Here is a 23,740-nt window from a genome sequence, read left to right on the forward strand (position 1 = left end):
TTACGCCGCTGCGGTGTCGTCCGCAGGCGGATATTCTTTTTTCAAGGCCTCGACAAGCGGGCCCATCCGGGTTCCGAGCGATCCCTTGATCATAACAACATCACCGGAACGGACGTCGCCCAAAAGCACGTCTTCCAGATCTTTTGCTTCTTCGCAGTAGTGTCCGCGCAGGTCATGCGGCAGCAGCTTCCAGAGCGCATGCATGTGCGGGCCCGCGCAATAGACCGCGTCGATATCGGCGTCGGTAATCGGCTGGAGCAACTCCGCGTGCAAACGGTCGGCATCGGTCCCCAGTTCGCGCATGTCTCCAATGACGGCAATACGGCGACCCGGCCTTGTGACAGGCGCCTCGCCCAGCACGGCAAGTGCTGCCTTCATAGATGCGGGATTGGCGTTGTAGCTCTCGTCGATAAGGTTGAACTCGCCCTTCTGCATGGGCAGACGGGTCACCTCGCCGCGCCCCTTGGGTGCGCGCATGGAATCGAGTGCCAGTCCTGCTTTTGCAAGATCCGCCCCCAGATCCACGACCGCGGTCAGGACTGCCAGGCTGTTCTTGACGTGGTGTTTGCCCGACGCCCCGATCTTGTAGGTGATTTCCTGGCCTAGAATGCTGGCGTCGACACTCGATCCGGCCGGATAGGAAACGGCCTTCTGGAGATGGCTGTCTGCCGAAGGGTCTTCGCCAAATGTTTGGATTTTGGAAACACCGGCAGCAGCAGCCAGAAACTTCAGCAGGTCAAATTGCAGATTGTCCTTGTTCAGGATCGCAATTCCACCAGGCTCCAGTCCGTCGAAAATTTCGGCCTTTGCCTTGGCTATCTGCTCGACGCTGTCGAAGAATTCCAGGTGTACCGGCTGAACGGTGGTGATGATCACCACGTGCGGGCGCACCATCTTTACCAGCGGCGAGATTTCGCCCGCATGGTTCATGCCGATCTCGAAGACACCGAAATCCGTGTCGGCGGGCATGCGTGCCAATGTCAGCGGTACGCCCCAATGGTTGTTGAAAGAGGCAACCGAGGCATGAACCTTGCCGGATTCTGTCAGTGTCAGGCGCAACGCTTCCTTCGTGCCGGTCTTGCCGACAGAACCGGTAACCGCGACAATGCGGGCATTACTGCGGGCCCGCGCTGCGACACCGAGCTTGCGCATGGCTTCAAGCGGGTCGTCCACCACCACGTAGCGGCCATCTTCGGGCAGATTGGACAAACGATCCTCGCCGACCAGCGCCACAGATGCACCGGCTTCCAGTGCGGCGGCAACATAATCATGCCCGTCCAGACGGTCGCCGGTGATCGCGACGAATGCATCACCCGGCTCCAGCGTCCGGCTGTCTATGGATATACCGGTAATTTCAGCGCCAGCATCACCCTGAAGGCGGCCACCGGCGGCTTCAACAAAGGCATCGAGGGTCCAAAGCGGGTCGCTCATGTGTTTCCTTCAAGACTGATGGCGCGCTTTACGGCTTCGTGATCGGAAAAGGGAATCACTGTGTCGCCAACAATCTGGCCCGTTTCGTGACCTTTTCCGGCCACACACAGGATATCGCCATCCTTTAGGCGGCGAACTCCCTCTGCGATCGCTTCATACCGGTCGCCAATCTCCATTGCATCGGGTGCGCCACCCAACACTGCCTTGCGAATGGTCGCCGGGTCTTCCGAGCGCGGGTTGTCGTCCGTGACGATAACCAAATCGGCCCTGCGAGCCGCGACTTCCCCCATCAGCTCGCGTTTTCCGGGGTCCCTGTCGCCACCGGCGCCGATAATCACGGACAGCTTGCCACGGGCAAACGGCTTCAAAGCCGCAAGGGCATTATCAAGCGCGTCCGGCTTGTGGGCGTAATCGACAAAAACTAACCCGCCTGCTGGCGTCTTACCGGCAAGTTCAAGACGGCCAGGAGCCCCCTTCAGGTTTTCAAGGGCCCGCAAGGCAGTTCCCGTGTCGATGCCAGCGGCAATCGCGAGACCGGCAGCAATGAGTGCGTTGGAAACCTGGAAGCGACCGATCAGAGGTAGCGTCACCTTGTATTCGCCGCGCGCACTCTGGATCGTCAGTTCCTGCCCTGCCCCCATCGGTTTCAGGCCGGTCAGGGTGAGGTTCCGGCCGGTTTCTCCGACCGTGAAGAGCGGCAATCCTCGCTCCTGCGCGACCGCCATGACCCTGTCAGCATATTTCTCACCCGGATCGCAGACCACTGTGCCGCCTGACGGAAGCAACTCTTTGAACAGGCGAAGTTTTGCATTCAGGTAATGCTCGATCGTCGGATGATAGTCCATGTGATCGCGGCCAAGATTGGTGAAAGCGGCTGCCGTCAGCCGAACACCGTCCAGCCGGTACTGATCGAGACCGTGCGAGGAGGCTTCAAGCGCTGCATGATTGACGCCTTCTTCTTCCAGCTCTGCCAACTGCTTGTGCAAGGCAACCGGGTCCGGCGTTGTCAGGCCGCCGTAACTTTCTCCATCCGGCTTGATAACGCCCAGTGTACCAAGACTTGCCGCTGGGTGACCGGCGGCCTGGAAGATCTGGCGGGCAAAATGAGCAACGGATGTCTTGCCCGCGGTTCCGGTGACGGCAACGATTGTGTCGGGTTGAGCGCCGTAGAAACGGGCCGCCATTCTTGCAAAAACCTGACGAGGCTCTGCGGCACTGACAACGGCAACCGTCTTCGGCACCTGTGCACGCACTGCATCTGCGGCCTCTTCAGCACACAGAATGGCAATTGCCCCGGCCGCTGCTGCGTCCGGGGCGAATTTTGTCCCGTCGACGGAAGCCCCCTTGAAGGCGGCAAACAAGAAGCCCGGCTGAACTTTGCGGCTATCAGCCGTCAGCCCCGTAATTTTCCGAGCTTCTGCCGCTTCGGGCAAGGTCAGCCCGGCAGCTAAATACTCAAGATCCATCTCACCCGATCATCCGGTTTGTGCGTCGTCATTAATGAGCTTTTTCGGAAAACCGGATTTCGGCTGCGACCCCGCCGGTTTTCAAAGCTCAGCTCGTCTCCTTAATAGGAAATCTCGATTGGTTCATCCCCTTTGCTGAACCGCGGCATCACACCAAGCATGGGAGCCGAGCGGCGAACGATTGCGCCAACCATCGGCGCGGCGTTCAGACCAGCCGTCGCACCAATGCCGTCGCGTTCCGGTTTCGGCTCGTCGATAACGACCAGAACCACGTAGCGCGGGTCGTCCATCGGGAAGGCCGACAGGAACGAGTTGCGGCGCTTGTTGTTGACATATCGACCGTTCTCGATCTTCTCCGCAGTGCCCGTCTTGCCACCGACCGTGTAGCCCGGGACATCGGCCCGGCGGCCCGAACCGGAGAGCACGTTCAGCCTGAAGAGATAACGCATCATGCGGCTCGTTTCCGGAGAAACGACTTGTTTGCCAAGCTTTTGCACGTCTTCGGGGCTTCTCGGCAGGAAGGTTGGCGGAAGCAGGACGCCACCATTCACCAGCGCTGCGGCGGCAACGGCGGTCTGCATCGGCGTTACCGAGATACCGTGCCCGAACGAGATGGTCATCGCCGCCAGCTCGTTCCATTTCGGCGGCAACAGCGGCGCTGCATTTTCCGGCAACTCGGTCTGCAGACGGTCAGTCAGGTGCAGGCGCTTCAGGAAGTCCTGCTGGCGCGCAATACCGGTCGCCAGCATCATTTTTGCGGTGCCAATGTTGGATGAATAGATGAAGATTTCAGGCACCGACAGGATGCGGTGTTTCCCGTGGAAATCCGAAATCGTGCGGCCGCCAGCCCTGATCGGACGGGTCGCATCGAAGCTGTCATTGATCGAAACAGCCCCCGAATCCAGTGCCATCGCGGTGGTGAAGGTCTTGAAGACCGATCCCATTTCAAAGACACCACCGGTTGCCCGGTTCAGGCGGTCTTTTTCCAGGGCCTGCGCCCGGTCGTTCGGGTCGTAGTCCGGCAGAGAGGACATGGCGACCACTTCGCCGGTCTTCACATCCAGAACGATACCGGCCGCGGCGATCGCCTTGTAGCGTTCCATCGCCTTCACGAGCTCATCGCGCACGACATGCTGGACGCGCAGGTCGACGGACAGCTTCACCGGCTCCATCGTCCGGTCCGACGTAAAGCCAAGCGATTGAAGGTCCCTCAACCAGGAGTCATCGATGTATTTTTCGATCCCGGCGAGGCCCTGATTGTCGACGTTGACGGAACCAACGATATGGCCCGCGGTCGGCCCACCCGGGTAGAAACGCTGATTTTCCGAAAGGAAGCCGATACCCGGCAGGCCGAGATTGTGTACTCTTTCGGCCTGCTGCGGTGTCATTTCACGTTTCAGCCAGACGAAGCCGGCGCCGCTTTCCAGGCGGCGACGCACCAGACCCTCGTTCAGATCCGGCACGATACGGATCAACCCCTCGACCGCCTCATCCACATCCATGATGCGGCGCGGTTCAGCGTAGAGCGAAGCCGTCTTGATGTCGGTAGCAAGGATCTCGCCGTTCCTGTCGATAAGGTCCGGACGGGAGGCGGCAACGGAATCCTGCGCCGAAATCCAGGCATGGGACGGCGCCTCTTCCATTTGCGCCAGCATGACCAGCCGGCCCGCGATCGCAACATAGACGCAGGCAAAGGCAAGCATGGCCACATAGACACGGGATTTGACTGCGCTGGCGGAGACGGAGTCCCTTGTCGCCCGCGGATGAGCCCGTCTTACCTGAAGGAAGCTGGCCGGTTCACTAACCATCGTCATGACCGCGCCCTCACTGGATCACAGCAGACGAGCCGGCATAGCCGCCCATCTGACTGCCACCGATTGGCTCCAGCATCACAGGACGCGCCGGGAGATCTTCCGTTGTCACGATCTGCTTCACATCAAGCGGTTCAAGAAGAAGATAATCGTTATAGCGTTCGACAAGGGACTGCAGCCGGTCCGGCTTGTTGAGAAGGCTCCACTCCGCCTTCAGATGACGAATGGAGTCGCGCTCCTCATCGATCTGCCGCTTCAGATCGGCAACCTTTTCCGCAGACTTCGTCGCTGCGAGCTTCATGTCATAGACCGTCGCCGCGCCGATCACGACCGCCAGTATGAACACGATGTTCAGCGTTCGAACCATATTAGCCCCCTAGCCCATGGAAGGCTGCGAGACGTGGGACACCCGCCTGATGGATGTCCAGCTCTCGCGCCTCAGCTTCGGTCCGCCGCCCGGCCCGAAGCTTCGCGGATCTTGCCCGCGGATTGATGTCCGTTTCAGCGTCGGCAGCTTCCACCGCCTTGCGCGTCAACAATTCGAATGTCGCCGGAGGCACGTCTTCCTCCGGCATATGTCGTGATCCGCCACCGCGGGTCCGGGTCCGATCCTGGAAGAACCGCTTGACGATACGGTCTTCGAGGGAATGGAAACTCACCAGCACAAGGCGTCCGCCCGGCTTCAGAATCCGCTCGGCCGCGCCCAGCGCTTCAGCCGCCTGATGCAACTCGCCGTTCACATAAATCCGCAGCGCCTGGAAGGTTCGCGTTGCCGGATGGATCTGTGCCTTCTTGGGTGACCGGCCAAGCACCTTTTCGATGAGGTTCGCCAGCTCCAGGGTCCGGGTGAATGGCTTTTCCTTGCGGGCCCTGTCGATGGCGTGCGCAACTGTCGTCGCCCGCTTTTCCTCGCCCAACAGACCGATGACGCGGATCAGATCCTTCACTGGCAGCTCATTGACGACATCCGCAGCCGATGGCCCGGCCTGCTCCATACGCATGTCCAACGGCCCATCGCGCAGGAATGAAAAGCCGCGATCAGCCTCATCAAGCTGCATGGAAGAAACGCCGAGATCGAGAACCACACCGTCGACACCATCGAAACCGCAACCGCGGGCATGCGTTTCAAGACCCGCAAATTGACCCGGCACGAGCATCAGCCGGCCTTCGGAAGCCTTCACAAGCTCCTGCCCGCCGGCAATCGCGTCCGGATCCCGGTCGATACCGATCACATGGGCACCACGCTCCAGAATTGCGCGGGAATAACCTCCGGCACCGAAAGTACCGTCGACAATCACCTCGCCGGGCTGCGGTGCAAGCCACTCCAGAACCTCTTTCAGGAGAACCGGCACATGGCGCTCGGGTCCGCCAGCGTCAGGAGCAACGTCTCTGTCGCCGAGCGCCATCATACCGGCTCTCCCTGAGAGGATGCGGAGCTTTGCCCCGACAGCATCGCGAGCGCACGCCGTTGGGCCTCTGCGCGGTACTCGCGAAACTTTTCAGGTTCCCAGATCTGGAACTTGTAATTCATGCCGACGAAGGTGACCTGGTCGGTAATTCCGGTGTGTTCGCGGATCATGTCGGAAATGGTCATGCGGCCATCCCCATCGATCCTCGGGTTTTCACTGGCACCGAACAGGGCGATCGCCAGTGCATCATGATCGGGAGAGAGCTTTGCAAAGGCTTCCGAGCGCTTGTTGATTTCAGCAAGCAGATCGTTTCCGCCCGCGTCGACAGCCGCGCAGTGTGAAGAAGCAATGCAATATAGGCCTTCAAATCCATCTCTCGCCAATACCGTACGGAAGGGCGCCGGGATCGACACGCGACCCTTGGCATCCAGCCGGTTGGTAAAGTGAGAAACAAAGCCGGCCATTCATCCCCTCGAAACGGGTCCCCACCCGTTCAAATCCCAAGTTCACCCGTAAATGAGAGGAAGGCCGGCAACTTGCCCGGACACGCAATTTGCAAAAACGGCACTTTCAGAACCGTTAAATCGATGTCCATGACCCTACTGAGATGGGCCCGCGCTCCCCATTCTGGGTATTTATGGGATACCATGGGAAATCATGGGCGGTCAATGGAATCTCATGGATTCCGGCTCGATTTGATCGCACACGACCCCGTCGAAAGACCTTAAGGCAAACATGCTTAATGAAGCCTTGACACAATTGGAGAATCGGATTCGCAGGAATACGGAGGTTTTCCGCATCGAAGCCCGGAAAACCGGCAATTTCTGCCTATCTGGAAAGACTTGTGGAGAAAGAAAACCGCCTTCGTGGCGAGTGTCTCAACCGAACCTGAGCGCCCGACCCGTGGCCCCTGGTGTCTCGCCGAACCGCTCCCGGTAGGCAACCGAGAACCGGCCCAGGTGCCGGTGGCCGGACCGGTAGGCCACCTCTGCCACGGGCAGACTGTGCCCCTCCGACAACAACAGGTGCCGTGCGTAACTCAACCGGACGTCCTGGAGGTACTGAAGCGGAGTACAGCCGTATTCCTGCCGGAACTGCAATTGAAGGTTCCGGGGCGAGGTTCCTGCGTGGGTACTGATATCCAGAAGACTGATGTCGTCGGCAAAACGCTCGCCGATCAGGCTGACCGCACGCTTCAGGATGGCCGGTGACCTGCCGGTCTCCCGCCGTTCCAGAAGCGGCGACGCGGTGTTCGGCTGAAATTCCAGCAGCGCTCCGACAAGGGCTTCTTCCAGGTGGCGTTGTTCCGGGCTCCCTTCCCCCTGAAAAACCCGCCCTTCCTCGACTGCGCCCAGAACACCGCGCAAGCGACGACGCCAGGCAGCACCAGCGCGAGACAGAAGATTGAATTCGGGTTCGAAGCGAACCTGACCAACACTCACACCGGCCATTCTGCTTGCAACTTCCTGCAGGAAACCGGTCTCGATCTGAAGAAGGATCTGCTGGCAGCCGGCATGCCAGCGCATGGCTGTGTGCCGGTCCGGATTGAGAATGGAGGCAACCCTCGGCGTGGACACCATGGAACGACAACCATTGCGGACCTCAGCCGTGCCGGCAATTGGAAGCTGGATCAGGTAGAACTCGGCAAGTTCTCCTGGCTCGATCGCCACATCAGCGCCATACCGCAGGTAGTTGAGAGACAGATGCTGTCCACGCGCCCGGTTCTGGCAGGCATCAAACCTGTCGGATGCCGAAAAACGTCCCAGGCGATGATTGCAGAAGTGACGGGCAACGATTTCCCTGGCTTCGTCCACATCCGTGGTTTCGAAGCATTTGAAGCGATCGAGCGGCGTTTTGCTTTCTGCCTGAGACAACATTGTGGAAGCATGCCGCTGCTGCGAGGCCCTTTCAAGCGCCACCTTGTGTGCCATGCGTCATTTTACTGCATCCGGCCAAGTAATTTCGCTTTCTGGATAAAGAAATCCATCGAGCCACGCTTAGCCTTTCTCCTGTCGGAAGACCAAAGCGCACCAAATGAGCGATGAGGGGAACAATCATGCAAGATGGCGCAGGCATTACCGCAGCTAACGCGGGACTGGACAATATCAGCTGGAATGTGGTCGGGCACACCTATACGCCGAAACTCCTGAGCGGCAACGCCTTCATCTGGCATGCGCTCATTCCGGCGGAGACCTTTGTCCCGCCTCACATACATCCGACCCAGGACGAATGGATCGTGATGCTGGAAGGGGAGCTGGAAGTCGAAATGGGTGGTCAGACCCACAAGGCAAAGGCGGGCGACACGATCCGCATGCCGATGGGTGAAGCCCACGGCATCTTCAACAGGTCCGGCAAGACGGCCACCTGTGTCTTCGGTGTTGCGCCGTCCCGTAAACTCTTCGAACTCTTCGGCGCGCTCGACGGCGTGACAGATCCGGCTGAACTGGTCCGGCTTTCCGCCTTGCACGAGGTCGACTTTCTGCCGCCTCCCGATCAGGCCTGAGCCAACACGGCCAGATCCAGCTTTTGAAGTGACGGGGTGTATTACCGGCAGATACCAGACTGCCGGCCACCCCTGAGGCGAGAGGACATCGAGAATGACGAAACGCAAGACTGTCGCCGTAATCGGCGGCGGCGTGAGCGGGCTTGCGGCTGCAAAAGCCTTTGACGAACGCGGGCACAGGGTGATGGGCTTCGAGCGAAGCCACGATTTCGGTGGTGTCTGGGAACTGTCGCGGTCCTATCCGGACGTGCAGACCCAGTCGCCCAAGGACCTTTACCGCTTCACCGACCTGCCCATGCCGGACGACTATCCAGAATGGCCGAAAGGGCCTCAGGTACATGCCTATTTGCATGCCTATGCGACAAAACACAAACTCGGCCGCCTGTTCCGGCTGAACACCAATGTCCTGTCCATGGATCGCCGCAAGGATGGCAATCCGGGCTGGACACTGACACTTGAGGCGGCCGGCAGAACCTGGTGCGAAGACTTCGACTTCGTCGCCATCTGCACCGGCCAGTTTTCGGACAAGAACGTCATTTCCCACCCTGGGCAAGAAGCCTTCGAGGCCGCCGGCGGCCAGGTGCTGCACAGCTCGGACTATACCGACAGCAGCATGGCGCGGGGCAAACATGTGATCGTCCTCGGCGGCTCCAAATCCGCGACCGACCTGGTGGTCAACGCCGCCAGAAACGGTGCGAAATCGGTTACGCTGGTTTACAGGGAACCCGTCTGGCGCGTGCCTTATTTTGTCGGTGGCATCAATTTCAAACGCCTGCTCTACATGCGCGCCCAGGAACAGCAGTTCAACGGCTGGGGCCAGACCGGCCTTGCAAAAGCGGTCTATGCTGCCTTCAAGCCGTTGATCTGGGCAAATTTCAGAGGGCTGGAAACCCTGCTCAAGTTTCAGCTCAAGTTGAAGAAATGGGACATGGTTCCGGATATCCCGATCGAAAAGGACGCCTCCTGTTCGTTGCCGATCGTGACACCGGGGCTTTTCGAAGGTTTTGAAGCGGGCAGCATCCGCCCGGTTCGGGGAACCTTCGAGCGCTATGAGAATGGCAATGTCATCCTGTCCACGGGAGAAGCACTGCCCTGTGATCTGGCTGTGCTGGCCGTGGGCTGGAAACTCGGCATTCCCTATCTGGCGAAGGAATACCGGGACAAACTGATTGAGCCCGACGGGCAATACAGGGTCTACCGTTTGTCCGTGAACCCGGACCTGCCCGACATGGGGTTTGTCGGCTTCAACTCCAGCTTTTGCACCGTGCTGTCGGCGGAAATGATTGCCAACTGGCTGGTTCGCTATGCCGATGGGCAACTGGCTCATCAGCCGACGGATAGGGAAATGCGCACCAACATCGACCAGATGCTCCACTGGCGGCGGCGGGAACGGCCGGCTGCCCAGGTCTATGGCGGTCTTTGCTCTGCCCCCTTCCACTTCCGGCACTTCGACGAACTGCTGGCGGATATGGGGGCTGCCAAGCGAAAACGCGCAAACCCGTTGGCGGAGCAGTTTTCCTACCCGAACGCGGAAGCTTACGGGACATTTCTTGGCAGCACGCCGCAATATGCAGCGGGCTGAACAGGGAAGGTTAAGAGCCAGCCGGCCTGTAAGCCGGGTTCTGTATGGCCCGGCCAGATACGAGACCTGAAGCGGACGTGACAGCCATTCATCTGTGACGTCTGTTGCCAGACGCCTATCGCAACCAACCCGGACAACTGGCCTGGAAACCGGCCTGAACCGGATCGCTCCGGTTCGCGCTGTCCCTATTCGGTTTTGCTCCCGGTGGGGTTTACCATGCCGCCGCTGTTGCCAGTTGCGCGGTGGGCTCTTACCCCACCCTTTCACCCTTACCCCGGGAAAATCTCTCGATCTGTCCGGGGCGGTTTGCTTTCTGTGGCACTTTCCCTAAGGTCGCCCTCGCCGGGCGTTACCCGGCACCGTGTTTCCATGGAGCCCGGACTTTCCTCCCCCGCGGCCTTTCGGCACTTGCGGCAGCGGCTGTCCGACCGACTGGCGCATGGGACTTAGGAGGCTTTGCGGACAAGGTCAAGCGACAGTCGATGCCGTGCAGCGCGAATTCCCGGGATAGCGTCCCCGTCCTGTGTCATTCCGCCGACCTGCCGTCAACTGGCGGCTGCGACTTCGCGCCCCGCCTCACCCGTTCGCACGCTTCACAATCCTCACGCAAGCTAGCTCTTGCAGGGCTATAGGCTGGCAAAACTGTCAAGGTGCCATCGGGCCAGACACCCAGGAGCCTGCGGCAAAACCCGCCAACCCCGGAACGGCGAAAAGAGGAAAGTAATTCTAATTATTGCAAAAATTACCAATATAAATTTTTACTCGATCTTCGAAAGATAAAAACTTTTTCCCGCCATTGCCCAAATATTAAGCAATAAGAAACCCATGTGACGGAAGGTAATGGGAACAAACATGGAGCTAAAAATGCGTCAACTGTGCGTCTTCCTGCCTGCGATCATGCTGGCAACTGCAGCCCAGGCTGCGGAAACACCGCCCGATGCGAAAGCGTTGATCCAGCCGGAGATTGTGGAAGCCGTTGCCGAATGGCTTTCCAACCCGATTGTCGCCTTGTCGATCAACGCACAAAACAATTTGCGCGGATCTCTTTCCCAGGCAGACATCGACGCACTGGACGCCCAATGGCGACAGGAACGCGAGGCAGCGGACAAGCCCCTGATTTCCGCGACCTTGTCCGCCCCCTTGTCGATCTATCTCCTGCGCGTTCAGGCAGGGTCCCTCGGCCTCTACCCAGAAATCTTCGTCATGGACGCGAACGGTCTGAACGTCGGGCAAAGTGCGATTACCAGCGACTACTGGCAGGGAGACGAGGCCAAGTTCCAGAAGACCTTCCCGAACGGCCCTGAAACCGTTTTCATCGACGAACCGGAATGGGACGACGGCAGCAAGATCTGGCGTGCCCAGCTCAACATGACGATCACTGACCCCGAAACCAAGAAAGCCATCGGGGCTGCAACAGTCGAATTCAACCTGACCGAACTGATGCGTCGTCAGGGTACGGGATCCTAAGCGGGAAATACCATGTTCAAAAATCTATCCGTCAGCAAAAAGATCGCCGCAGGTTTCCTGACGCTCGCATTGGTCGGCGCAGTGGCCGGTGGCATGAGTGCCTATCAGACGCATTCGGCTCTGGATGAAGTCAAGACAGCAAACAACCTGTCGGATCTCAACGTGGAAACGGCTGAACTCACGGAAAAGATCGCAGCGCAGGCTCTGTCGGTGAAATCCTTCCTGCTAACCGGCAACCGTGATCTTCTCACCCGGTCCCAGGATCTGAACGATGAAATTCAGACAGGTTTTTCGGAAGTCGGCTCACTTGTCGACGCAAGCCTGCCTGAATTCCAAACTCATCTCTCCGAACTGAAATCAAGCTGGGAAACCTGGTACAGCCAGATTGCCGCACGCCAGATCGAACTGATGCGCACACCGGAGACGGTCGACATGGCGCGTGCGATTGACCTGACACCGGAAAGCTCGGGTCTTTTGTCAGCTGTTCAGCAGCAAAGCCGACAGCTTGCCGACGCAGTTGATGCGGAACGGCAGAAATCGGTTATTGCCCAGAACAGGTCACTGAACACGGTCCAGATCGTCTCGCTCTCCAGCACACTGATCCTCACCGTGCTTGCGATGATCCTCGGCTTCCTCAATCACATCGCGATTTCAGCGCCGCTATCGAGACTGTCCGTCATAACCGACAAGCTGTCGGCCGGAGACACGTCTCAGACGGTTGATATCAGCGACCGTAAGGACGAAATCGGTCTTCTCGGCCGCGCGCTCGGCGTCTTCCGCGAAAACCTGATCCGCACACGCGAACTTGAGCAACAGGCTGAAGCGGAACGCATCAACGCCGAACGCATCAAGCGCGAGGAAATGGAGAAGGTTGCCAGCGACTTCGAAGCAACTGTCCTCAACATCTGCGACGGGATGATTACACGACTGGATGCGCTGACCAGTTCCGCCGGATCACTGTCAACGATTGCCAACAACACCACGGACCAGGCCCTGGCCGTTTCGGCAGCAGCAGAACAGGCAACCACCAACGTGAATACCGTTGCCAGCGCGACAGAGGAACTTTCAGCTTCCATCCGTGCAATCACGGAACAGGTGCGATCATCCTCGGAAATCGCCCAGGAAGCGGAACATGAAGTTGGGCGATCCAACGAAGCCGTGGCAACGGTACAGCAGGTGGTTTCGCGCATCGGCGACGTTACGAAGCTGATCACTGATATTGCCGAACAAACCAACCTGCTCGCCCTCAACGCGACCATTGAAGCTGCCCGTGCCGGCGAGGCCGGAAAGGGCTTTGCCGTTGTTGCATCCGAGGTCAAGGCACTCGCGGAACAGACATCCAAGGCGACGGAGGAAATCGACCGGCAGATCACGGAAATGCGCCAGGCCGCGGATGCTTCGACAGAAGCAACCGAGTCTGTTGCCGGTCTCGTCCAGAAGATTTCGGAAAACACGCACGCCATGTCCGGTGCAGCGGAAGAACAGAACCTGGCAACGACCGAAATCGCCAGCAGCGTCTCCGAAGCCGCACAGGGTACCGAAAGCGTTTCGAGATCCATTTCCGAGGTCAGTGGCGCTGCCAGCGAAACGGCAAACCTGAGCTCGGACATGAATGCGGCTGTCGGCGAATTGCATGAACAGTCCAATACACTGCGCCACGCCATGCAGGACTTCCTGGGCAAGGTGCGGGCAGCGTAACCAGCCTTGATCGAGCCCTGTAATGGGTTTCACGGTCTCGGTAAAAATACTGCGTCGCACAAACTTCATTTCTCTTGTGCGACGCCAGCGGCTAACGTCCCCTTAGGATTTCATTCCGGGGGACGTTTTCGTGAAACACGCGATCAAGACGCAGGAAGCTGCGGACCTCATTCCAGACGGAGCCACCCTGCTGGTGGGAGGTTTCATGGGGGTGGGTTCGCCCCACCGGTTGATTGACGCCATCGTGGCGAAAGGCACCAGAAACCTGACGATTGTGGCCAATGACACGGCCATGCCGGGTCGTGGCATCGGCAAGCTCGTCAGCGCAGGTTCGGTTTCAAGGGTGATCGCTTCGCACATCGGCCTCAACCCGGAAACCCAGCAGAAGATGATATCCGGCGAGATTGATGTCGAACTGGTTCCGCAGGGAACCTTGGTCGAACGCATCCGGGCGGCCGGCGTCGGTCTGGGTGGCATCCTGACCCCGACCGGCATTGGCACGCTCGTTGAGGAAGGCAAGCAGAAGATCACCGTCGACGGCAAGGACTATCTTCTGGAGACCCCCATCCATGGCGATTTCGCCCTTCTGGCCGCCTACCGGGCGGACTACGTCGGCAATCTGGAGTATTCCCTCACCGCCCACAATTTCAACCCGACCATGGCTCTGGCGGGCAAGACCGTTATCGCGGAACCGCACACGATCGTGCCCGTGGGTGTGATTTCGCCAGATAGCGTGAAAACACCCGGCATTCTCGTCGATCATCTTCTGGAAAGGGCCGCCTGATGGACGACAAGGAAATCATCGCCCGCCGCGTGGCACAGGAAATCAAGGCCGGTACGCTGGTCAATCTCGGCATCGGCCTGCCGTCACTTGTGGCCAACTACCTGCCGAAGGAAGTGCATGTCTTCTTTCAGGCCGAAAACGGTGTGATCGGCCTGGGTGCCCGCCCGCCGGAAGGGATGGAAGACCCCGACCTCACCGATGCCGGCGGCGGTTTCGTGACCGCCGTTCCGGGAGCTGCCTCCATCGACAGCGCCATGAGCTTCGGCCTGATCCGCGGCGGCCATCTGGACATGACGGTTCTCGGCGGCTTGCAGGTGGACGAACGTGGCTATCTCGCGAACTGGATGATCCCGGGCAAGATGGTTCCAGGCATGGGCGGGGCAATGGATCTTGTGGCCGGCGCCAAACAGGTGATCGTCGCAATGGTTCACACGGCCAAGGGTCACCCCAAGATCCTGAAGGAATGCACACTTCCCCTGACAGCTCGCCGTCGTGTCAGCCTGATCGTGACGGAAATGGCCGTGATCGAACCGACCGACGACGGCCTCGTCTTGCGAGAAACGGGCCCCGGCCTGAGTGTCGATGATGTCATCTCCGCAACAGAAGCCTCGCTGATCGTTCACGGGGACGTCCCGACCATGCGGCTTTGAAGGAAGACTGGTCAATACGCGTGTCCAGTACCAAGCAAACCGGCAAGGGCGTCCACGCCCTCCTCGATCTGCCGTGCATTTGCACCGGCAAAGCCGACAATAAGCCCCGGCCGCCCTCCTTCGGCTAGATAACAATTGCTGAGCGGTGAAACGGCAAAGCCGCGGTCCTGCATGGCGACTGCAAGGGCAATATCGTTGACGGGCTCCCGGAACATGACCGTCAACTGCACATTGCCTGTAAGAGGCGCAACTTCGACACGATTGCCCAGCCTCTGCCGTAACGCGCCCGCGAGCATCGTCCCCCGCTCCAGATAGACCGGGCGGATCTGTTTCAGGTGCTTCTGATAGGCCCCGCAATCCATGAAGTGTGCGAGTGCAGCCTGGGCCTGAACATTGGCAGAACAGCCGATATTGCGCATGGTCTGGGTGAGCGGGGCCACAAGAACCTCAGGCACGACGCAATAGGCAATCCGGAGCCCGGGGAGCAGGCTCTTCGCGAACGTGCCCATGTAGACAACCTGTCCCTCGTCCGCCAGTCCGTGCAGCGCAGCCACAGGCCGGCCCTCGAACAGGAACTCGCTGTCATAGTCGTCTTCCAGGATCACCGCGCCGCAGGTACGGGCAACATCAAGAAGCATCAGACGCCTCGCCAAGGGCATGCGTGCTCCAAGGGGATAGTGATGGGACGGTGTGACGTAGATCAGCTTCGGCGGCTGATCCAGATGGGCCATCTTCGACGCGTCCGCGCCCTCGCCGTCGGTTGGCAGCGGCCGGATCGTCAGACCTGCCCCGGAAAAGGCCGTCCGCGCGCCGAGGTAGCCTGGTTCTTCCAGCCAAACGTCGTCACCCGGATCAGTGAGCACCTGGCTGAGCATCGTCAGGCTGGCCTGTGTTGAACTGGTGACAAGAATCCTATGAGGGTCAGCCCGAACCCCGCGTTCGGCCGCAAGGTGCCGGGCGATCTGCCGCTTGAGCACCTCAAGACCGGCAAAATTCTGATAGTGGAGATCCGCGCTGCGTTCGAGCCGGGCGGCCCTGCGCAGTGATCTTGCCCATTCCTCGTAGGGAAACAGATCAAGTGCCGGCGCACCCGGTTGCAAGCCTCCCTGGCGATAGGCCCACCCCTCGCCGCGCAAGTTGGCACTCAATGTCCTGCCTCGTTGCGACAGCTTCAGCCCGGATGCTTCCACCTTGCACTGCGCCTGCACACCTTCCAGCACCAGCCCTTCGGTAATGCGGGGAGCAGCGCCGGTGCGCACGGTGATCACGCCTTCGGCTTGCAGAAGGTCATAAGCCGTGTTGACGGTGTTGCGTCCAACGTTGAGCGACGCCGCCAACCGCCGCGTGGATGGCAACCTTGTTCCCGAGCGCAGCAAGCCTGTGCGCACGGCGTCACGAAAGCCGCGATAGATCTGTTCCGACAATGGCACGTCAGCCGACCGCTCAAGAGACAGGATGCCTTCAGGAAAAACTGGTTCTGTCATTTTCCAAAAACCGGACCTTCTTTGGAGCCAATTTATCGGACAAACAGCACAACACAAGACAAACAGTCAATTGGAGACGAGACCATGTCCACTCTGGAAAAACGCCAGGCAGCGGATCTGCCCCGTTATGCCAAGATCCGCCAGATGAACCGCGGCGGATACGACAGGACCGTTGCCTACGACATCCTGGATGCGGGCCTTGTCGCTCATTGCGGCTTCATTCACGAAGACCGACCGATGGTGATCCCGATGGCATATGCCCGGATCGACGACCGCATCTATATTCATGGAGCGAGCACCACCCGCATCATCAAGTCAAACGCGGAAGGCGTACCGGCGAGCCTTACCGTTACACTTGTGGATGGTCTGGTGGTCGCGCGTTCCGCTTTCCATCATTCCATGAACTATCGCTGCGCGATCGTGCATGGCACGGCGAGGCTTGTCGAAAGCGAACAGGAACAGATCGAGGCTCTGGCCGCTATCACCGACCATCTTCTGCCTGGCCGCTGGGATGAATGCCGCGAAATGATGCCGAAGGAACACAAGGCAACCGGTGTGCTTGTCATGGATATCGACCATGTCAGCACGAAGGTCCGCACCGGCGGACCGGTGGACGACAAGGAAGATCTCGGGACCGATATATGGGCTGGTGTGGTGCCTGTGGTGACCGCACTCGGCCAGCCCCTATCGGCACCTGATGTGCCTGGCGAAACGCCGGTTCCTGCGTCGGTTCCAGCCGCCCGCAGGAAATTCGCATAAGCTGACAGCCTTCAGCGCACAAAAAGAAAACCCCGCCGGAAATCCCGGCGGGGTTTTCAGTTTGCCCACGGCTGACCGCCCTGCTGCTTTTAGCTGGAGGCCAGGATCTGCTTGACCTTGGAACAGTAGCGCTTGCTGACCGGGTTCATCCGCTTAGCGAAATGGCCGGCATTGTAGCGCAAGATGGTACCACAAACGTCGCCGCCCGCCTTCTTGTGCGCGCCGGCAAGGTACTTCATGCCCCATTCCAGATTGGTTTCGGGGTCATAGAGCGCCTTGGTCGACCCGCGGTAGCCGATGCCACGTGCGGTTGCCGGCTTGATCTGCATCAGACCGACTTCACCGGCGCTGCCGCGTGCACGCGGATTGAAGTTGCTCTCCACCTGGACCACTGCCTTGGCGATCTTGACCGGCACACCATGTTTGGCGGCGGCCTTTCGGATGAGCTTGGCGTATTTGTCGTTGCTGACAACAGCCGTCCGCTTCGGGGACACCTTGCGCGTCAGGCTGGCAGTTCTTGTCTTCTTGGCAGGTTTTTCCTGCGTTTCCTGCTTGCTCGATTCAATGATGTGCAGGATCGGTTTGGAACCAGAGCCGACCGACGGCTTGGCTTCGGCAGGTTCGCTCTTCTTGTCCGGGTCGATGATATGGAGGATCGGCTCCGACCCGGAACCCGTACCTTTAGCCATTGCAGCCGGTGCTGCAAGAGTGGTTGCATAGGCGAAAAGGCACAGCGCCCCAGTAAGTGTCTTGAATGACCGTAACATTCAGTCCAGCCCTTTTGGTTTTCGTTGCGTTGAAATCAGGCGGGAGAAATGCCGGAGCTATTGGACGAAAATGGGCGCTAATACATCACGAATTATTTCAAATTATTACATAAAATTACAGGAATTTAATGCTGTTCTTAGTCATTTTCTGTAGTTTGTGGCCAAAATTAGCAAGCAATTCGGCAATGGATGGGCCATCAGAAGAAATTCTGTGACCACTTGTGGCGCAGAGGCGCCTAAAAATGCTGCGTTGCGGGAACTAATTTTGTTGACTGCGCGTTTAATTCGTTGGTCCGAACTCGTAACCGCACAAGAAAACCAAACCGACCGTTCGATCAGGCTGACAGGGAAGGCAGCTTGCGCAGCAGCGCATGCAACGTTTCGATGGTCGATTGATCGACGACACCGTCAACCTTCTCTGGTCGGAAATGGCGTTGAAACGCGGCAACCACCTGGCGTGTCTTCAAGTCGAAGTCCCCGGTGATGTCCAGCTCGTAGCCATAGAGTGCGAGCATCGACTGCACCGCTTCAACAGGCTGGCCGCTATCGCCCTCCTGCATCAACAGACCCGCCCCGAGTGGAAACGGTTTTACATATAAACCGATGCCGGCTTCTGACAGGCGATCCCATGGGAACAGTTCACCCGGGTCTTCCTTCCGGGCAGGAGCAATATCCGAATGCGCCAGGACCATCCACGGATGGATCCCGTGACGGGCACAGATATCGCCAACGAGCGCGACAACGGCTTCGATCTGTGGCTCCGGAAACGGTTGATAGCCGTGCTCATGCCCCGGATTGACGATCTCGACGCCGATCGATCGGGAATTGATGTCGGTCTCGCCTTTCCAGAAGCTGCGCCCCGCATGCCAGGCCCTGCGGGATTCAGGCACGCATTGCAGGATGCTGCCATCCTCGTTGACGACATAGTGGGCGGAGACTTCCGAACGAGGATCACATAGGCGCTGCAAGGCTTCTTCGCCGGTCGGCATGCCGGTATAATGGAGCACGACCATATCCACAGGGGCTCCCTGCGCCCGCTGTCCGTGGTTGGGAGACGGATGGACCCTGGCCTTCACACCGGTATCAGTCGCAACGCTCATATGCCTCTTTCCGCGCAGATCTTCGCCCAGGCTTCGTTCAGCGCCGCAAGACGATCATTCGCAATCCTGACGAACTCCTCCGGAACGCCTCTTGCGATCAGCCGGTCGGGATGCGTTTCCTGGACCTCGCGGCGGTAATGGGACTTGAGTTCCCCGTCACTTGCCTCCGGTCCCAAACCCAGCACCTCGTAGGGGTTGCCATCATTGCGCACATGTCTGGCGAGTATCCTGGAAAACTCCCGGTCATCGATCCCGAAGACCTCCGCCACTCTGGAAAGGTAGCCTATTTCGCTTTCGTGGACGACGCCGTCAGCTTTCGCAATGTGAAAAAGCCCATCCAGAATGTCGAGCAGCGTCTTGCGGTCGTAAGGGAACAGATCCGCCAGTTTCTTGGCATAGACCTCGAAGCCGGCAATGTCTTCCTGCGCCAGATTGAACAGGCGGGCGACATTGCGTTCTTCGTTGGGCGGTACATCGAAAAGTTCGCGGAAAGCGATAATTTCATCGGTGGTCACCACACCATCGGCCTTGGCCATCTTGGCCGACAGCGCAATCATCGCAACGGTGAAGCCGACACTGTTGGTCCCCTCCGGCCGCGCAAGCACGAGCTGGACCAGACGGTCGACGATCTGCGCCCCTCCTGTTCCGATCGAACTTACAATAGCGCCGAGGCTACTCCAGACACTCACACTTCAGCTCCCGCTGGGCCGGTGGGAAAAGGCAGGCAGGAAAGCTTGCCGTGAACCGCATGAATCGATGCGTTGCAGACTCTTATCGGCATGGGCCGGATTTGACCAGATCAACGCTCGCCTGTCCCCATTGGTGCTTCAGCTGGTCGCGCCCCTGGACGAGCGAAAACCGAGTTCCCGAGCGCGAATGTTTTGGACCTTCGAATGGACCACTGCAACACAGCTCCGCAGTTTGCGCACAGCCAGGCCTACCCCGCCATTTTCCGCGGGTTTCCCTTGGGTTTGAGCAAGCTTGCGATTCATGATGGTTAAAGGAATTACGCTTAGCCTTTCGCGACTCGTGTTCGCAAGATGGTTCCTCGCCGGATGGCAGTCCCCCTGGGAAGAAGCAACATTGTCATTTTTTTCATTTCCATGTCGCTGGTGCTGACGCTGGCGCTGGGTGTCTACGCGAGCAATCGGCTTCTAACACACTGGCTGGTCGTCCGGGGTCTTGAACAAGCTTTCCTGCCGCAGGAAAAGACTTTCAACTCGATCCTGCAGTCATTGGCGAGCCGGATCGAAACCGAACCGGCAGCCGACATGCCCGCATTGCGGCTGACCGAAGAGGCTTCTGCCGACAGCCGGAAGTCGAACGACCTGGTTGGCGAATTGCAACGCAATGCCGGCCAGGCTCTGGACACATCCAAGGTACTGGACGCGGTCGCGATCTTCCCTGCGCCAACCGGATCCAGCCTCCAGCGCCCCTCACCGGTGAAAATTCACTGGCATAGTGAAGGGCGGCTTCGTACCAGCAATACGATCTCGCAGGCCAAGGCCGCTCTGAACGGCAACAGCCCGCTCGTTGCCATCCCGGACATGTCGTGGCACGGAACGTTTGGGGCGAATGCACTGATTGCCTACCGTCCCGAAGGAGCCTCCCCGGACTTTCCGGGGCTCTTGCTGTTGGTGACCCAGTCGGAAATCCTGAATGGCCTCACGCCGCTGATCTGGTTGATCAGTGCCGCGATTGGCGGCCTTTGCCTGGCCTCCTTCATGTTTGCTGGCATTCTCCTCTGGCTGCGCTTCTATGACCAGCTCCAGACCAGCAGAGACATTCAGTATCTGGCGCATCACGACACGCTGACCGGTTTGCCGAACCGCGCCGTCTTCAACGCGCGCCTGACCGAAGCGCTGCGCCTTGCACAGGCCAAGGCTTCCAATATCGGCGTCATGCTGATCGACGTCGACAAGTTCAAGGAAATCAACGACACCTATGGTCATGGCATCGGCGACGTTTTTCTTCAGATCGTGGGGGAGCGCCTGAAGGCGGTTTTCGGAAACCACCTGGTCGCCCGCCTTTCAGGCGATGAATTTGCTGTCATGCTGACATCCTTGTCCGACCCCGCCCGCATGACCCGACTTGCAACGGACATGATTGCCGCCACTGAAGCTCCCTGCACGATCGACGGCAAGGACATCAGGATTTCGCTGTCCATTGGTCTAGCAAGGGCAACCGACGGCTCCTGGCGTTCCTCTCGTTTGCTTCATTGCGCGGACCTTGCTCTATATCGGGCCAAACACAGCGGGCGTTCCACCTTCTCGTGGTACACACAAAGCCTTGATGCAGAGGCGCAGAAACGCAAGGAAGTGGAAGAAGGCCTCGCCAAAGCGCTCAAGTTCAACCAGTTCAAGTTGCTCTATCAGCCGCAATATGCGCTGAAGGACGGAACACTGAAAGGCTATGAGGCGCTGATCCGCTGGGACCATCCCACCAAGGGTATCATCCGGCCGGACGATTTCATCCCGATTGCAGAAGACACGGGCCTTATCGAGGAAATCGGAACATGGGTCCTCAACCACGCCTGCCGCGAAGCAGCGTTATGGCAGGACCGCTCGCGCAAGGTCGCAGTCAATGTTTCTCCCGCTCAGTTCATTGCCGGCGAAACCCAGAAACGCGTTGCCCAGGCGCTTCAGAATTCCCGTCTAGACCCCAAACGGCTTGAAATTGAAATCACCGAGAGCCTGCTGATTTCGAACACGGACGCCGTCATCGAGACGCTTCAGCAGATCCGCGACATGGGTGTTTCTATCGCCATGGACGATTTCGGAACCGGCTATTCATCTCTGAGCTACCTGAGCCTGTTTCCCTTCGACAAGATCAAGATCGACAAGGCCTTCATCCAGAACCTCGGCAAGGATGCCAGTACCGACGCCATCGTGACGTCGATCGTGGGCCTCGGCCGCTCGCTGGATGTTACGATTACCGCGGAAGGTGTCGAAACCGAGGAACAGGCCATACTGCTGAGCGCAGCCGGATGCGATCTCGTCCAGGGTTTCCTGTTCGGCAAGCCTGATACCGTTGCAAAACACGAGGCCGCGTATCCGGTGTTTCCACTCAGCCCAGCCGGTAGACGCTGGTTCCCCCGAATGCAGCAACAAGCGACGCCGGCCCAGGTGCCACCGCGCATTCGCCTTGCCCCCAAACTTGCCAAGAGCGTTAGACCCGCTGGCCCGCAACCGGCTATCGGAGGGGAAAGCGAGGACCCGACGTCGCAGATTGAGCAGGTCCCCTTGCAGACTGCAGGCTGAAACCGCGATTGCAGGTTTTCAGAGGCTAACCCCGGCTGCGGCATCCTGAGCGGCCGACTGCCGCTCGCGGTCTGCCTTGCGTTCGGAGTAACGATCGACAAGATAGTCCGATCGGCCACGAACCAGCAGCGTGAACTTGACGAGCTCTTCCATGACATCGACCACCCGGTCGTAAAGGGCTGATGGTTTCATCCGGCCATCATCGTCAAATTCCTGGTAGGCCTTGGGCACCGACGACTGATTGGGGATGGTAACCATCCGCATCCAGCGGCCGAGGACACGCATCTGGTTGACCGCATTGAAAGACTGCGAACCTCCCGAAACCTGCATCAAGGCCAGTGTCTTGCCCTGTGTCGGCCGGATGGCGCCAAAACTCAGCGGGATCCAGTCAATCTGCGACTTGAGTACACCGGTCATTGCCCCATGGCGTTCGGGAGAGCACCAGACCTGTCCTTCGGACCAGGCACATAGATTTCTCAGTTCGGTGACTTTGGGATGATCGGCACCACTGTCATCGGGAAGCGGCAGACCTGATGGATCGTAGATCCGGGTCTCCGCACCATAAGCCTGCAGCAGCCTTTGTGCTTCGTGTACGAGGAAGCGGCTGTAGGACCGCTCGCGCAGGGAACCGTAGAGCAGCAATATCCGAGGTGGATGCGATGGTCCTGTTGGAACCTGCAACTTCTCCCGGTTGATTTCCTGGAAATCTGCCGCCGTCACATTCTTCAAGTCTGCATGCGAACTTTTCGCCTCAGACATCTGACGCTCCGGACGAAACCACTTCGCCGTCTTCCTTGGTGAAAGACCCGATATCCTTTGGCAACAGATCCAGCACCTTCTCGGAGGGACGGCACAGGCGGACGCCTTTTTCTGACACCACGATCGGCCTGTTGATCAGGATCGGATGTTCCATCATGAAATCGATCAGTTGGTCGTCCGTCCACCTGTCTTCACCGAGACCCAATTCATCATAGGGCGTTCCCTTCTGGCGAAGGATGTCCCGCACCGGAAGACCGGTGCGCTTGATGAGGTCAACGAGTTCTTCGCGGCTCGGCGGTGTTTTCAGATATTCGATAACCTGCGGCTCAACGCCGGATTTACGGATCATTTCCAGCGTGTTGCGGGACGTGCCGCATTTCGGGTTGTGATAAATCGTCATGCTCATGTGAGGTATCGTCCTGTCAAAGTCCCGAAGGTTTCTTAAAATCTGCGGCCGGAAAACAGCAGACAGCGGGATCGTTGCCGCAGCAGTCTTCCATCAGAAAACCCAGAAGGTTCCGCATGCGGTCATAGTCGACCGCATAAAGGATATGCCTGCCCTCCCGGCGGGTCGTCAGCAGCCCGGCCCGTTCCAACGTGGTCAGATGAAACGACATCCTGGTTGGCTGTATGTCCAGTCGCTCGGCAACCGAGCCGGACGGCAAGCCATCTGGCCCGACCGTCATCAGCAACCGGAACGCCGCCAGCCGGTCTTCCTGTGCCAAGGCGCCCAACGCAGAGACTGCTTCCTGATCTTCCATAATTCGATACTACAAGAAATTTTGGAATATTCAACAAATGAAAGCGAAC

At 58.8% G+C, this 23,740-nt stretch carries 22 protein-coding genes and 1 other RNA gene; 8 read left to right on the top strand and 15 right to left on the bottom strand.

The genetic code is table 11. From position 1 onward, the window contains the following. The 7 genes from Q666_RS51535 to Q666_RS51565 all read right to left on the bottom strand — a co-directional run bounded on the left by Q666_RS51535 (position 1) and on the right by Q666_RS51565 (position 8,048). On the bottom strand, positions 1 to 1,431 hold the full coding sequence (locus tag Q666_RS51535; protein WP_023000489.1) for a UDP-N-acetylmuramoylalanyl-D-glutamyl-2,6-diaminopimelate--D-alanyl-D-alanine ligase: 1,431 nt from the start codon (positions 1,429 to 1,431) through the stop codon (positions 1 to 3). Beyond that, positions 1,428 to 2,897, bottom strand: a complete 1,470-nt coding sequence (locus Q666_RS51540; RefSeq protein WP_023000488.1) for a UDP-N-acetylmuramoyl-L-alanyl-D-glutamate--2,6-diaminopimelate ligase — start codon at positions 2,895 to 2,897, stop codon at positions 1,428 to 1,430. Before Q666_RS51540 ends, Q666_RS51535 begins: the two co-directional genes overlap by 4 nt. A gap of 101 nt (positions 2,898 to 2,998) precedes the next feature. Beyond that, a complete protein-coding gene (locus Q666_RS51545) occupies positions 2,999 to 4,711 on the bottom strand; it encodes a penicillin-binding protein 2 (RefSeq protein WP_023014553.1) in 1,713 nt (570 codons plus the stop codon). 10 nt (positions 4,712 to 4,721) lie between these two features. Then, on the bottom strand, positions 4,722 to 5,075 hold the full coding sequence (locus tag Q666_RS51550) for a hypothetical protein (protein WP_023000486.1): 354 nt from the start codon (positions 5,073 to 5,075) through the stop codon (positions 4,722 to 4,724). 1 nt (position 5,076) lies between these two features. Beyond that, positions 5,077 to 6,117, bottom strand: coding sequence for a 16S rRNA (cytosine(1402)-N(4))-methyltransferase RsmH (gene rsmH, locus Q666_RS51555; protein ID WP_023000485.1), 1,041 nt, complete (start codon positions 6,115 to 6,117; stop codon positions 5,077 to 5,079). Then, positions 6,114 to 6,581, bottom strand: coding sequence for a cell division protein MraZ (locus Q666_RS51560; RefSeq protein ID WP_023000484.1), 468 nt, complete (start codon positions 6,579 to 6,581; stop codon positions 6,114 to 6,116). Before Q666_RS51560 ends, rsmH begins: the two co-directional genes overlap by 4 nt. 414 nt (positions 6,582 to 6,995) lie before the next feature. Continuing rightward, positions 6,996 to 8,048, bottom strand: a complete 1,053-nt coding sequence (locus Q666_RS51565) for an AraC family transcriptional regulator (RefSeq protein WP_023000482.1) — start codon at positions 8,046 to 8,048, stop codon at positions 6,996 to 6,998. Positions 8,049 to 8,173: 125 nt separating this feature from the next. Between Q666_RS51565 and Q666_RS51570 the strand changes: the two genes are divergently transcribed. Then, positions 8,174 to 8,620 (top strand): cupin domain-containing protein, encoded by a 447-nt coding sequence (locus tag Q666_RS51570; RefSeq protein ID WP_031269111.1) that lies wholly within the window; start codon positions 8,174 to 8,176, stop codon positions 8,618 to 8,620. Between the two features lie 94 nt (positions 8,621 to 8,714). Continuing rightward, complete coding sequence (locus Q666_RS51575; protein ID WP_023000480.1) at positions 8,715 to 10,202, top strand: NAD(P)/FAD-dependent oxidoreductase; 1,488 nt, start codon at positions 8,715 to 8,717, stop codon at positions 10,200 to 10,202. Between the two features lie 13 nt (positions 10,203 to 10,215). Here Q666_RS51575 and rnpB read toward each other — a convergent pair. Continuing rightward, positions 10,216 to 10,638, bottom strand: an RNA gene (gene rnpB, locus Q666_RS65000) — RNase P RNA component class A. A gap of 428 nt (positions 10,639 to 11,066) precedes the next feature. Between rnpB and Q666_RS51580 the strand changes: the two genes are divergently transcribed. From Q666_RS51580 to Q666_RS51595, 4 genes are all read left to right on the top strand, one after another. After that, a complete protein-coding gene (locus Q666_RS51580; protein WP_035908842.1) occupies positions 11,067 to 11,669 on the top strand; it encodes a hypothetical protein in 603 nt (200 codons plus the stop codon). Positions 11,670 to 11,681: 12 nt separating this feature from the next. Next, on the top strand, positions 11,682 to 13,367 hold the full coding sequence (locus tag Q666_RS51585; protein WP_023000478.1) for a methyl-accepting chemotaxis protein: 1,686 nt from the start codon (positions 11,682 to 11,684) through the stop codon (positions 13,365 to 13,367). 130 nt (positions 13,368 to 13,497) lie between these two features. After that, the gene (locus Q666_RS51590; protein ID WP_023000477.1) at positions 13,498 to 14,151 is read left to right on the top strand and encodes a 3-oxoacid CoA-transferase subunit A; all 654 of its coding nucleotides are present in this window, start codon (positions 13,498 to 13,500) and stop codon (positions 14,149 to 14,151) included. Continuing rightward, the gene (locus tag Q666_RS51595; RefSeq protein WP_023000476.1) at positions 14,151 to 14,801 is read left to right on the top strand and encodes a 3-oxoacid CoA-transferase subunit B; all 651 of its coding nucleotides are present in this window, start codon (positions 14,151 to 14,153) and stop codon (positions 14,799 to 14,801) included. The genes Q666_RS51590 and Q666_RS51595 overlap by 1 nt, the downstream gene beginning before the upstream one ends. A gap of 11 nt (positions 14,802 to 14,812) precedes the next feature. Here the strand turns inward: Q666_RS51595 and Q666_RS51600 are convergent, their stop codons facing one another. After that, entirely contained in the window at positions 14,813 to 16,285 is a 1,473-nt protein-coding gene (locus Q666_RS51600; RefSeq protein ID WP_023000475.1) for a PLP-dependent aminotransferase family protein, read from the bottom strand. Positions 16,286 to 16,369: 84 nt separating this feature from the next. Here Q666_RS51600 and Q666_RS51605 point away from each other — a divergent pair, with 84 nt between their 5' ends. Further along, complete coding sequence (locus Q666_RS51605) at positions 16,370 to 17,044, top strand: pyridoxamine 5'-phosphate oxidase family protein (protein ID WP_023000474.1); 675 nt, start codon at positions 16,370 to 16,372, stop codon at positions 17,042 to 17,044. An 89-nt stretch (positions 17,045 to 17,133) separates the two neighbouring features. On the opposite strand, the gene Q666_RS51610 is transcribed toward Q666_RS51605, so the two are convergent. The 3 genes from Q666_RS51610 to Q666_RS51620 form a co-directional block, all read right to left on the bottom strand. Beyond that, positions 17,134 to 17,733, bottom strand: coding sequence for a lytic transglycosylase domain-containing protein (locus Q666_RS51610; RefSeq protein WP_023000473.1), 600 nt, complete (start codon positions 17,731 to 17,733; stop codon positions 17,134 to 17,136). Positions 17,734 to 18,146: 413 nt separating this feature from the next. Continuing rightward, on the bottom strand, positions 18,147 to 18,911 hold the full coding sequence (locus Q666_RS51615) for an N-acetylmuramoyl-L-alanine amidase (RefSeq protein WP_023000472.1): 765 nt from the start codon (positions 18,909 to 18,911) through the stop codon (positions 18,147 to 18,149). Then, the gene (locus Q666_RS51620) at positions 18,908 to 19,600 is read right to left on the bottom strand and encodes a DnaJ family molecular chaperone (protein WP_023000471.1); all 693 of its coding nucleotides are present in this window, start codon (positions 19,598 to 19,600) and stop codon (positions 18,908 to 18,910) included. Before Q666_RS51620 ends, Q666_RS51615 begins: the two co-directional genes overlap by 4 nt. Before the next feature lie 366 nt (positions 19,601 to 19,966). Here Q666_RS51620 and Q666_RS64965 point away from each other — a divergent pair, with 366 nt between their 5' ends. Next, positions 19,967 to 22,171: a bifunctional diguanylate cyclase/phosphodiesterase gene (locus tag Q666_RS64965; RefSeq protein WP_023000470.1), complete on the top strand. Its 2,205-nt coding sequence runs from the start codon at positions 19,967 to 19,969 to the stop codon at positions 22,169 to 22,171. 18 nt (positions 22,172 to 22,189) lie between these two features. On the opposite strand, the gene arsH is transcribed toward Q666_RS64965, so the two are convergent. The 3 genes from arsH to Q666_RS51640 are packed head-to-tail and all read right to left on the bottom strand — an operon-like array spanning position 22,190 to position 23,691. Continuing rightward, on the bottom strand, positions 22,190 to 22,930 hold the full coding sequence (arsH, locus tag Q666_RS51630; RefSeq protein WP_023000469.1) for an arsenical resistance protein ArsH: 741 nt from the start codon (positions 22,928 to 22,930) through the stop codon (positions 22,190 to 22,192). Next, positions 22,923 to 23,336 (bottom strand): arsenate reductase (glutaredoxin), encoded by a 414-nt coding sequence (gene arsC, locus Q666_RS51635; protein ID WP_023000468.1) that lies wholly within the window; start codon positions 23,334 to 23,336, stop codon positions 22,923 to 22,925. Before arsC ends, arsH begins: the two co-directional genes overlap by 8 nt. A 16-nt stretch (positions 23,337 to 23,352) precedes the next feature. Then, on the bottom strand, positions 23,353 to 23,691 hold the full coding sequence (locus tag Q666_RS51640; RefSeq protein WP_023000467.1) for a metalloregulator ArsR/SmtB family transcription factor: 339 nt from the start codon (positions 23,689 to 23,691) through the stop codon (positions 23,353 to 23,355). Positions 23,692 to 23,740: the final 49 nt, after the last annotated feature.

The sequence above is a fragment of the Labrenzia sp. C1B70 genome, from assembly GCF_000475395.1.
GTDB lineage: Bacteria > Pseudomonadota > Alphaproteobacteria > Rhizobiales > Stappiaceae > Roseibium > Roseibium algicola.

Excerpts from the sequence above, each read along its gene's own strand:
- Q666_RS51535 (WP_023000489.1), bottom strand. The coding sequence starts at position 1,431 with ATGAGCGACCCGCTTTGGACCCTCGATGCCTTTGTTGAAGCCGCCGGT.
- Q666_RS51540 (WP_023000488.1), bottom strand. The coding sequence starts at position 2,897 with ATGGATCTTGAGTATTTAGCTGCCGGGCTGACCTTGCCCGAAGCGGCA.
- Q666_RS51545 (WP_023014553.1), bottom strand. The coding sequence starts at position 4,711 with ATGACGATGGTTAGTGAACCGGCCAGCTTCCTTCAGGTAAGACGGGCT.
- Q666_RS51550 (WP_023000486.1), bottom strand. The coding sequence starts at position 5,075 with ATGGTTCGAACGCTGAACATCGTGTTCATACTGGCGGTCGTGATCGGC.
- rsmH (WP_023000485.1), bottom strand. The coding sequence starts at position 6,117 with ATGATGGCGCTCGGCGACAGAGACGTTGCTCCTGACGCTGGCGGACCC.
- Q666_RS51560 (WP_023000484.1), bottom strand. The coding sequence starts at position 6,581 with ATGGCCGGCTTTGTTTCTCACTTTACCAACCGGCTGGATGCCAAGGGT.
- Q666_RS51565 (WP_023000482.1), bottom strand. The coding sequence starts at position 8,048 with ATGGCACACAAGGTGGCGCTTGAAAGGGCCTCGCAGCAGCGGCATGCT.
- Q666_RS51570 (WP_031269111.1), top strand. The coding sequence starts at position 8,174 with ATGCAAGATGGCGCAGGCATTACCGCAGCTAACGCGGGACTGGACAAT.
- Q666_RS51575 (WP_023000480.1), top strand. The coding sequence starts at position 8,715 with ATGACGAAACGCAAGACTGTCGCCGTAATCGGCGGCGGCGTGAGCGGG.
- Q666_RS51580 (WP_035908842.1), top strand. The coding sequence starts at position 11,067 with ATGCGTCAACTGTGCGTCTTCCTGCCTGCGATCATGCTGGCAACTGCA.
- Q666_RS51585 (WP_023000478.1), top strand. The coding sequence starts at position 11,682 with ATGTTCAAAAATCTATCCGTCAGCAAAAAGATCGCCGCAGGTTTCCTG.
- Q666_RS51595 (WP_023000476.1), top strand. The coding sequence starts at position 14,151 with ATGGACGACAAGGAAATCATCGCCCGCCGCGTGGCACAGGAAATCAAG.
- Q666_RS51600 (WP_023000475.1), bottom strand. The coding sequence starts at position 16,285 with ATGACAGAACCAGTTTTTCCTGAAGGCATCCTGTCTCTTGAGCGGTCG.
- Q666_RS51605 (WP_023000474.1), top strand. The coding sequence starts at position 16,370 with ATGTCCACTCTGGAAAAACGCCAGGCAGCGGATCTGCCCCGTTATGCC.
- Q666_RS51610 (WP_023000473.1), bottom strand. The coding sequence starts at position 17,733 with ATGGCTAAAGGTACGGGTTCCGGGTCGGAGCCGATCCTCCATATCATC.
- Q666_RS51615 (WP_023000472.1), bottom strand. The coding sequence starts at position 18,911 with ATGAGCGTTGCGACTGATACCGGTGTGAAGGCCAGGGTCCATCCGTCT.
- Q666_RS64965 (WP_023000470.1), top strand. The coding sequence starts at position 19,967 with ATGGCAGTCCCCCTGGGAAGAAGCAACATTGTCATTTTTTTCATTTCC.
- arsH (WP_023000469.1), bottom strand. The coding sequence starts at position 22,930 with ATGTCTGAGGCGAAAAGTTCGCATGCAGACTTGAAGAATGTGACGGCG.
- arsC (WP_023000468.1), bottom strand. The coding sequence starts at position 23,336 with ATGAGCATGACGATTTATCACAACCCGAAATGCGGCACGTCCCGCAAC.
- Q666_RS51640 (WP_023000467.1), bottom strand. The coding sequence starts at position 23,691 with ATGGAAGATCAGGAAGCAGTCTCTGCGTTGGGCGCCTTGGCACAGGAA.